The 9,505-nt window shown below is 48.9% G+C and carries 5 protein-coding genes; 4 read left to right on the forward strand and 1 reads right to left on the reverse strand.

Going from position 1 to position 9,505, the window contains the following annotated elements:
* Positions 1–3 precede the first annotated feature (3 nt).
* The 3 genes from ACHHZ6_RS09470 to ACHHZ6_RS09480 all read left to right on the forward strand — a co-directional run bounded on the left by ACHHZ6_RS09470 (position 4) and on the right by ACHHZ6_RS09480 (position 5,254).
* Complete coding sequence (locus tag ACHHZ6_RS09470; RefSeq protein ID WP_395122141.1) at positions 4–2,505, forward strand: fimbria/pilus outer membrane usher protein; 2,502 nt, start codon at positions 4–6, stop codon at positions 2,503–2,505.
* A gap of 17 nt (positions 2,506–2,522) precedes the next feature.
* Complete coding sequence (locus ACHHZ6_RS09475; protein ID WP_182919462.1) at positions 2,523–3,536, forward strand: fimbrial protein; 1,014 nt, start codon at positions 2,523–2,525, stop codon at positions 3,534–3,536.
* A 206-nt stretch (positions 3,537–3,742) separates the two neighbouring features.
* On the forward strand, positions 3,743–5,254 hold the full coding sequence (locus tag ACHHZ6_RS09480; protein ID WP_182919461.1) for an EAL domain-containing protein: 1,512 nt from the start codon (positions 3,743–3,745) through the stop codon (positions 5,252–5,254).
* 601 nt (positions 5,255–5,855) lie between these two features.
* Here ACHHZ6_RS09480 and ACHHZ6_RS09485 read toward each other — a convergent pair.
* The gene (locus tag ACHHZ6_RS09485) at positions 5,856–7,400 is read right to left on the reverse strand and encodes a PAS domain-containing methyl-accepting chemotaxis protein (RefSeq protein WP_196390885.1); all 1,545 of its coding nucleotides are present in this window, start codon (positions 7,398–7,400) and stop codon (positions 5,856–5,858) included.
* Between the two features lie 421 nt (positions 7,401–7,821).
* On the opposite strand from ACHHZ6_RS09485, the gene ACHHZ6_RS09490 reads away from it, so the two are divergent.
* Positions 7,822–9,495, forward strand: a complete 1,674-nt coding sequence (locus ACHHZ6_RS09490; RefSeq protein WP_395122142.1) for a ShlB/FhaC/HecB family hemolysin secretion/activation protein — start codon at positions 7,822–7,824, stop codon at positions 9,493–9,495.
* Positions 9,496–9,505: the final 10 nt, after the last annotated feature.

Below are 9,505 nucleotides of genomic sequence, written 5' to 3' on the forward strand. Positions count from 1 at the left end.
TCCATGTCCCAGACCAATGTGGTGTCAGGTTTTGCTAAACTAACTCAGTTATTTTTGTTTATTCTTTTTTGTTTACGCGCTACACCAGGGCTGGCGGAAGATTATTTCTCGCCAGACTTTATTGAAACACGCGGAAATACCCCAAGGGACATTGATATATCCCTTTTTAGCAAAACCGACGGGCAGGTTCCCGGTGTTTATCATGTGGAAATTTATCTTAACGGTAACTATGTGGAAACACGCGATATCTCATTCGTCGGAAATGAAAGTGCCTTATCACCGACTCTGAAACGGGAAGATTTTACGCGCTGGGGAGTAAAACCCAACGCGCAGCCCGGCTGGATGGATATGGATGAATCAGCGAAGATCGACAATATCAGCGAACTCCTGCCGGGGAGTCAGAGCCATTTTCAGTTTGATGGCATGCGGCTTGAAGTCTCGGTTCCGCAGGAATATCTGCGACGGGATCCTCAGGGTTCCGTATCGCCGGAGCAGTGGGATGACGGGTTGAATATGCTGTTTGTGAATTATAACTTTTCAGCTGCGAATAACCGTGGTGACGCCGAATCGCACAACGACAGTTATTTAAATCTGCGTAGCGGTATCAATGCAGGTCCCTGGCGACTCCGTAATTATTCAACTTATAACAACAGCAATGGAATGAGCCGCTGGAACACAATTAGCACCTCGCTTGAGCGAGATATCAAGGTATTGAAAAGTCAGTTTAGCGTTGGTGATGGTTATACCCAGGCTGGGGTCTTCGACAGCGTGAATTTCCGTGGTGTGCAGCTTTATTCAGATGACTCGATGCTGCCGGAAAGCGTACGCGGGTTTGCTCCTGTGGTTCGCGGTATTGCACAGAGCAACGCTCAGGTGACCATACGTCAGGCCGGGAATATTATCTGGCAATCATATGTTCCCCCGGGACCTTTTATGATCGACGATCTTTATCCCACCGCCGCCAGCGGCGATCTCGACGTCTCGGTTCGTGAAGCGGACGGCTCCGTGCATCAGTTTATCCAGCCGTTTTCTACGGTACCGGTTATGCAGCGCGAAGGTCAATTCAGGTATGCGCTAGCTGCGGGAAAATATCGGGCGGCAAGCGACCAGGATAAGGAACCGACATTCCTGCAAAGTACCCTGGGCTATGGCTTACCGTGGGATACAACGGTGTATGGCGGGATGATAGTTTCTGAAGATTACTGGTCAGGCGCATTGGGTATAGGTAAGGGGTTTGGGGATATTGGCTCACTCTCTTTTGACACCACGTTTGCTCGTTCGCAGTTGCCTGAAAAGACGTCAGAAGGGGTTTCGTTACGCGCACAGTACGCCAAAGATTTCGCGACGACAGGAACATCTTTGAATTTGACGGGTTATCGTTACTCTTCATCGGGCTTTCGCGATTTTCAGGAAGCAAACGGCGATGTGAATCCGTTTCGTATTGCAAGCGATGAGATGCAGCTTGATGACAATTGGCGCTATCAGCGAAATAAACGTAGTAAGGCTCAGATAACGCTGAATCAAAGACTTCGCGACTGGGGCAACCTGAATCTCTCAGCCTGGCAACAGGATTACTGGGGAGGTAATAGCGAGCGCAGCATTAACGCGGGATACAACACCAGCGTTAACAATATTAATTACGGCCTGAACTACAGCTACTCAAAGGGGCCATGGCGCAATGACAACGATCATATCGTCGCTTTTACGATGCAGATCCCGCTATCACGTTTTTTGCCAAACAGCTGGATGACCGTTTCTGCTAACGGTAACAAAAAAGGCGATAGCGTTTCACAGATGGGATTATCCGGTTCTGCGCTGGAAGATCAAAAACTGAGCTGGAACGTGCAGCAAGGCTATAACAGCAAAGGTTCCGACGCGATGGGCAGCGCTTCCGCCAATTATAAAGGCCGCCATGGGGAGTATCAGCTGGGCTACAGCTATTCCCGTGATAACCGCCAGTTTTCCGTTGGCGCGATGGGCGGACTGGTGGTTCATCCATACGGCATCGCCGCGACTCAGCCTCTTGGCGAGACCCTGGCGCTGGTGAAAGCGGATAACGCTGCCGGAGTGAAGGTGGCAAACAATAGCGGTATTTACACCGACAGCAAAGGTTTTGCGGTGGTGCCGTACGTTACGCCATATCGACAGAACAGCCTGTCGCTGGATACCGCTACGCTGAATAACAATACCGATGTGCTCAATGATACGCGAACGGTAGTACCAACAAAAGGTGCTTTGGCGCTGGCGGATTACCCCACCGTAACGGGTTACAAAGTCATGCTGCAATTGACTGGAAGTGAGATCCCGTTCGGGGCCACAGCCATCGTTAAAAATCGCGATAACGTGGCGAATGGCATTGTGGACGATCACAAACGGGTCTGGCTAAACGGCGCACCGGAAAAAGGTACCGTTGAAGTTAACTGGGCTGGCGAAAGCTGCCGTGCGGCCTATCAGATAACACAGCCCTCTGACAAAACGCACAACGTTACTGCGCAATGTCATTGAGCCGGAGAGAAAGAAAAATGAAACCTATTTTAACCACCCTGATTATTGCTGCGCTGGGGATGTTTTCTCGTACGGTTCTTGCCTGGGATTGCACCACAACAACGCCTTCAACCGCTGTCTCACCGCAGAATATTACGATATCGCGCAACCTCCCCGTAGGCGCGGTTATCGGAACACAGCTCGTGACACCGACGATCAATGCGTTTAGTTGTTTCAATTCGGATCAGGGTCTGATCTCCAGTCAGGTTTTCGGTGTGATGGCGAACGGCACATTTGATTCGATGGTGAACGGCCGGCGAGTGTATAAAACCAATGTCGACGGTATTGGTTATGCCATCTCGGGCTCCACGACAATATGTGCTGGCGGCAGCACGGCAGTCACCGGAAGTAATACTATTCGGGGCGATATCAATACCGCTAAGCTTTGTGAGAACACCAGCGGAATGGTCAGCCCGACGTTGAATGGCACCATGACAGTGACGTTTTATAAAACCGCAACGGAAACGGGATCCGGAACGATAACTGCGAGAACGGTAGGTGCGCTGGTTTTGCTGAATAACGCGCTGCTGTGGCAATCCCCCGCAGCGAATGTCAGTATCAATGCGTTCACGGTGACTACCCCGGCCTGTAATCTGGCAACGACATCAATACCTGTTGATATGAGAGATGTGGATAAAAACACATTTAGCGGCAAAGGATCTACGCCCGGAGATGCTTACACCCAATCGTTCAACCTGCCGATGACCTGCAACGCCGGAACAAAGGTCAGCGTGAAAATGGAGGGGAGTATTTTTGATGCCAACAGAGGGGTCATCAATACTACCAGTGGCAATAACGCAGCGACAGGCGTGGGGATTCAGCTGCTTTATAACAATCTGCCGATGGCGCTGGGTTCCGATATCGCCGTGGGAACCTCCTCAACAGGCGGCAGTTTCAGCGTGCCACTAAAGGCGCGCTATTATCAGACCGGGGATACGATCACTACCGGTACCGCTAACGGCGTGCTGTCATTTACCATGACGTATCAATAGCGATATTAACGCCAGAGGAAATCTGGGTGCCGCAAGCGGACCCCGCCGAAAATTCGCATAAGATAAGCAGTGGCTTATTATTACTTACGTCTTTGCCTACAGCTGTAATTGTCCTCTGATAATTACAGACAGCTGGATGTTGTTCATTATTCATTAAATAAATTTCATTTACGACTTTCACTTTGAATGAAAACATCTGGAGCCATATGCGTTACCGCAATAGCATTATTATTTGTATAACTCTTTTTTTTGTCCTCTGTGCCGCAGGTGTAAGTTTTCTTTTTCATCAATTAATAACAAATCAAAAAAAACTGACCCAGAACCATCTACAGACTATCGTTGGTGAACTGGACAGCATTATTAGCAATGCCAGCATCGCGGGTAATCGTGCGACAGACCTGCTTAATGGTCAATGTAACAATAAAGTACAGACTGAAGTACGTAAGCTGGTGGCTACGCTACCGGATGTAACAACCATCAATTTACTGCAGGGGAAACACCTTTATTGCTCTTCAATTTTTGGCGGTGTGAATTTTACATCTGACGCACATTGGCCCCCCACTAAATCACTCTTTTTAATGAGCGATAACTCCGTCAAGCCTTCTAAATCACTGTTGGTCTACCACGTGTCCCGTGGAGAAAAAAGCGTCATGGTCGGCCTGGATAATTATTATATTCAAAATGAACTTAAAAAATATCACGGGAGTTACTCTTATATTATGACGGTGAATGGTGTTTCGCTTGATGCCACTGGGAATATTTTTAAAAATCTGTTACCTGAAGGGCAGATCACGTATTCCTCCACACAATTTAAATATAGTGTCAGCGCGTTACCTTTGGTACCGCTTAGTTTGCTCACTTTCTGGCAGAGTGAACATGACAGGATTTTACTGATTTTTTTAATTTCCGGAGGACTCTCGATATTATTTTTAAAATACCTGATTCATCGTCAATCGATGTTTTTTATGTTACGAGAGGCGATCGATAATAACCAGCTAGAGCCTTTCATCCAACCGATTGTAGAGGCTCGCAGCGGCAATATTGTTGCAGGTGAGATTTTGATGAGGTGGCAGCACCCGAAATGGGGCAATGTTCCGCCGGATCGGTTTATTCCCCTGGCTGAGAAAAATGGCCTGGTAAGCCGCATCACCGAATTGGGCATCCAATCGGTAATCCGAAGCTTTGAGTCGTTGGATTTGAAATCGCTTCCATTAACGACGCTATTTTTCAACGTCTCGGCTGCGGATTTTGCAGGCCATAGCCTGTTAAACGCCTGTCAGTCATTCAGGGATAAAACGGCGAACACAGCATTACATATTGGGCTAGAGATCACCGAAAGAGTCGCCGTTGAAGACTCCGCGTTTGTCAGAGAACTTTGTCAGCAACTTGATATGCTGGGGGTGACACTCTCAGCAGATGATTTTGGTACAGGCCACTGCAATTATAAGCTGTTGATGCAACTTCGTCCGCGCTACATCAAGATCGATAAACATTTTACCCAAGAAATTGAAACGGACGAGGGCAAAGAGGCCATCGTCCGCAATATTATCGCTATTGCAAAAGACAGGGGGTGCCTGACCATTGCGGAAGGTGTGGAAAGCGCCTCGCAGCGTGAGAAGTTGGTCGCGATGGGGGTCAGTTTTTTACAAGGTTACTTCTTTTCGAGGCCCATTAAGGCAGCGGTTTTCTTCGACAAGTTGCAGCACTCCACCCTATAAAAAGAAGCCAGAACGCTTCCTTAAACCCTGGCTTGAAAATTTTAAGGGTGGGTCTTCAGAGGGATCGTTGTCGCCGCCGCGGCTGGGCCTGGCTCAACAGTTACACGCGGTGCTGCCCCCAAACGTATTTATACAGGTTATAAGGTTAAGTACTTAACCTGCCTTCGATAATTCCGGTAGCGTGTAAACACCGTTACTGGGGTGATACGATGCCAGGCATTAAGCTTCATTGGGGCGTATCTCTGAACCGAACACAGAATGTCCCAACGGTAACTTGATTCCGGTTGAGTCCAGTTGATAACAGGAGATAGGATGCGGGTTAAAAAACGCAGGAGAGAATTTTGAGAAAAATGCCAAAGCCTCTTGTGCCATCAGCGCTTATAAACTATTCCCTGGCAGAAGTCATTTCACTTGCGGTGAGTCAGGCTGGGAAGCCGTTGCTGATTTTGCTCTGGACTGGGCTCAGTCGCCGGTATCAGGGTCCCTTAAATAAAAAGAGATAATAGCAGCTCAGGAATGGCATATTTTAAACAACGTGCCATTCAAATGGCACGTTGTTCCAGCCTGAAAGACATTACCGGGCAAAAAAATAGATCGTCAGCTAGCGAAAAACGGTAATCGCATCGACCAGTTGTGTTGCCTGATGATTCATCTTTGCCGTCGCATCGGCACTTTGCTGAACGAGCGTCGCGTTTTGATGTGTAATTTCATCAAGTTTTTCAACAGAATGAGAAACTTCACCTAACGCACCGGCCTGCTCTGCCGTCGCCTCACTAATCTGCGCAATCAACAGCGTCACATTTTTTACCCGCTCCACAATTTCCTGCATGGTTTTCCCGGAGTCATCCGCTAATTGTGTACCCAAATGGACATGCTGAACGCTTTCTTCAACGAGCTGTTTAATCTCCTTCGCGGCATTCGCGCTACGCTGAGCCAGATTGCGTACTTCTGCTGCGACCACGGCAAAGCCTTTCCCTTGTTCTCCGGCCCGGGCGGCTTCCACTGCGGCATTAAGCGCCAGAATATTGGTCTGGAATGCAATGCTGTCGATGATATTGGTAATCCGCGATATATGCAGTGAACTCTCTGTTATTGCAGACATCATGGATATCATGCTGCTCATTACATCGCTGCCTTTCTCAGCGGCATCCCGGGATTCCTGTGCCAGCGTTTTGACCTGGGAGGCGCTTTCGGTATTATTTTTTACCGTAGTCACCATTTGATGCATCGTGGCTGCGGTACGTTGCACATTCGATGCGGTCTGGTCGGTTCGCTGGCTGAGATCGTTATTTCCCGTGCTCAGCGCATCGGAGGCTTTGAGTACATTAATGGCCTGACCGCTCACATCATCCACCAGCCATCGGAACATGAGCCCAAGCTGGCTAATCGAGCGCGAAATGATCCCTACTTCATCGACCCGGTCCAGGAGCGTGACTTTATACATCGCGCCGCTGGCGACCTCTTTAGCGTTTCGACATAATTGTTCAATCGGGCGGGATATTTGTGATTCAAGCCATGCGGTAACAAGCAGTAATAACATGGTCATCAGGGGGATAAAAATTACCAGTTTTTCAATATTAATGGAGGACAACCATGCAACCGGAATACTGAGCAGTAAGGTTGCTAAAAGCGGAATACGTAATCGCCATTTCAGAGGAAGTGTTTTGAGTAGTGAACGCCATCGCATCCAGCCTGTACGAATAATCAACCCTTTGTGAAACTTATGTCCTTTTGCTGTACCTTCGCGAAAATTTCGATATATCTTCTCGGCATCCCGGGTTTCATCCTCTTCAGGCTGTGTCCTTACCGACATATAGCCTTTAATTTTACCTTCTCTTATTACCGGAATAGCATTCGCACGAACCCAATAATGATCGCCATTTTTCCTGCGATTTTTTACCAGTGCTGACCAGGGCTCACCCTGACGAAGCGTTGACCACATATCTGCAAAAGCTTCTTTGGGCATATCGGGATGACGGACAAGGTTATGAGGTTGCCCCTTGATTTCATCGGCGGTAAAACCACTCACATTGATGAAAGCATCATTCGCATAAGTAATGTAACTGTTCTCATCGGTTGTCGACATCAGCGTCGCCTTGCTGTCGAAAACAAATTCTTTCTGTGTAACCGGTTGATTATCCCGCATAGTGATACATCCATATGAACACTGTTATCTGGTATCGCAATTATCGGCTCAAAAGCAAAACGCATGACAAATTGTTATCAATCTGATAACCAGATCACAACGACTGAAGATAGGTTAGCGAATAAAAACGACATGCTGACTTCTCCGTAAACCGGAGCGGGTACAGGGAGTCGGAGTATCGAATAAGCACCTTAAATCACGCTGAGGCGTATGTTAGACCTGAGGATGATTCAGTTTAAAGTCAAATATACTTTAAATTTAATTTAAATCATGGTCATTGTGTTTACCTGCACGTCAGTGTTGTTTAAGGAATGTTTTTTAAAGGACAATTTCATTTATGGTAGCGTATTTTTGTATTTTTTTTGGAAATAACTTGCTGGATAACGAAATATGTTAAGATATAAAAAATCACTCTGTGCTTATGGATGAGCAAATGCTTTGGCGTTATCTGCTGGCTTCTCTTTTCATTTTCTATTCCTGTACTTCGTTAGCGACCCGGCTTAGCCCGGCTGACAGGGAAACCCTTCAGCAACAGCAGCAGGATATTTTGCAACAAAATCAGCAGCAACGCGAGGAACTGGAACGCCTGACGCCTGCTCCGGCATTACCTTCGCCCCCTGTAGAAAATAATGGCGGGCCCTGTTTTCTGATTAATCGCATTACTCTGAATAACGCCACGCTGATTAGCCAGAAACAACAACAGCAGCTAACCACGCCTTATTCCCACCGCTGTCTGAATCTGGCAAAAATAAGTGAACTGACGCACAACGTTTCCGACTGGTACATCAGCCGGGGCTATATTACCAGCAGGGCATTTTTGACCGAACAGGATTTATCCCACGGCGAATTAACACTGGAAATTCTGGAAGGCCGGCTGGAGAAAATTGAACTCGATGGCCAGACACCGGCCATGTTGCGCACCGTATTTCCTGGTGCGGAAGGTCATATTCTTAATCTGCGTGATATCGAACAGGGAATGGAGCAGATTAACCGCCTGCGTAGCGTCCCGGTACAGATTGAAATTCTGCCCGGCACCACCCAGGGTTTATCGGTGGTCAGCCTGACTGCCACGCCGGAGTTTCCGCTCAACGCATCGCTGGGTTTTGATAACAGCGGGCAGAAGAGCACCGGCACTGGTCAGCTCACCGGATCGCTGACGGGTAATAATCTGCTTGGTCTGGCCGATAAATGGTCACTGAACGGCGGGCGCAGCAGTGATTTCGCCACCGGCCATGACGCTCAGAGTTTTCAGGCAGGCCTGAGCCTGCCGTACGGCTACGCGCTGCTCGATTACAGCTATTCCTGGAACAACTACCTCAGCACAGTCAGTAGCCGGGGCTACGACTGGCACTCCAGAGGCGATACTCAGACCCATCGTCTGACGCTCACGGACGTGCTGTACCGCAACGGTGATATGAAAACGGCCCTCAGCCTCGGCATGGCGCGTCGTAACAGCCGCAACTGGCTGAATGACGCCCCGCTGAAAAGCAGCAGCCGGGTACTCTCAAATGTCATGGTGGGTATTAATCACAGCCAGAAAGTTGCCGGTGGATCTGCGACCTTCAACCCGGCGCTGACGAAAGGTGTTCCGTGGCTGGGTGCTGAAAATGATGAGGGCAAAGCACCAGACGCTCCCAAAGCGGAATTCACTAAAGGGTCGTTAACGGCCAGCTTCTACCGCCCCCTCACCCGGCGCGTCACATTTCTGACCAGCCTGTATGGACAGGCAACCGGCGACCGGCTGTACGGCAGCGAACGCCTGACAATCGGCGGTGAAAGCTCGGTTCGGGGGTTTAAAGAGCAGTATCTGGCCGGAGACAACGGTGGCTACTGGCGTAACGAACTGAATATTAGCCTCTTCAGCCTGCCGGGGATCGGGGAGATCAGCGCTGTCGCTGCCGTTGATGGCGGCTGGTTAAAGCATGACAACGACGACGCTAACGCCTCCGGTACGCTATGGGGAAGCGCTGTCGGGCTTGCCAGTACCGGACGCTTTCTCTCCAGTCAACTGACCCTTGGCCGGCCGATTGCCTGGCCTACAGAACTCACCCCAGACCGTTTTTGTGTTTATTACCGCCTTGGACTGGCACTCTGAATAAGGATAT

Source organism: Enterobacter cloacae complex sp. 2024EL-00214 (genome assembly GCF_043945575.1).
GTDB lineage: Bacteria > Pseudomonadota > Gammaproteobacteria > Enterobacterales > Enterobacteriaceae > Enterobacter > Enterobacter cloacae_P.

Bases quoted from the DNA above. Each gene is read 5' to 3' on its own strand.
- ACHHZ6_RS09485 (WP_196390885.1), bottom strand. From the start codon at position 7,400: ATGCGGGATAATCAACCGGTTACACAGAAAGAATTTGTTTTCGACAGC.
- ACHHZ6_RS09470 (WP_395122141.1), top strand. From the start codon at position 4: ATGTCCCAGACCAATGTGGTGTCAGGTTTTGCTAAACTAACTCAGTTA.
- ACHHZ6_RS09490 (WP_395122142.1), top strand. From the start codon at position 7,822: ATGGATGAGCAAATGCTTTGGCGTTATCTGCTGGCTTCTCTTTTCATT.
- ACHHZ6_RS09480 (WP_182919461.1), top strand. From the start codon at position 3,743: ATGCGTTACCGCAATAGCATTATTATTTGTATAACTCTTTTTTTTGTC.
- ACHHZ6_RS09475 (WP_182919462.1), top strand. From the start codon at position 2,523: ATGAAACCTATTTTAACCACCCTGATTATTGCTGCGCTGGGGATGTTT.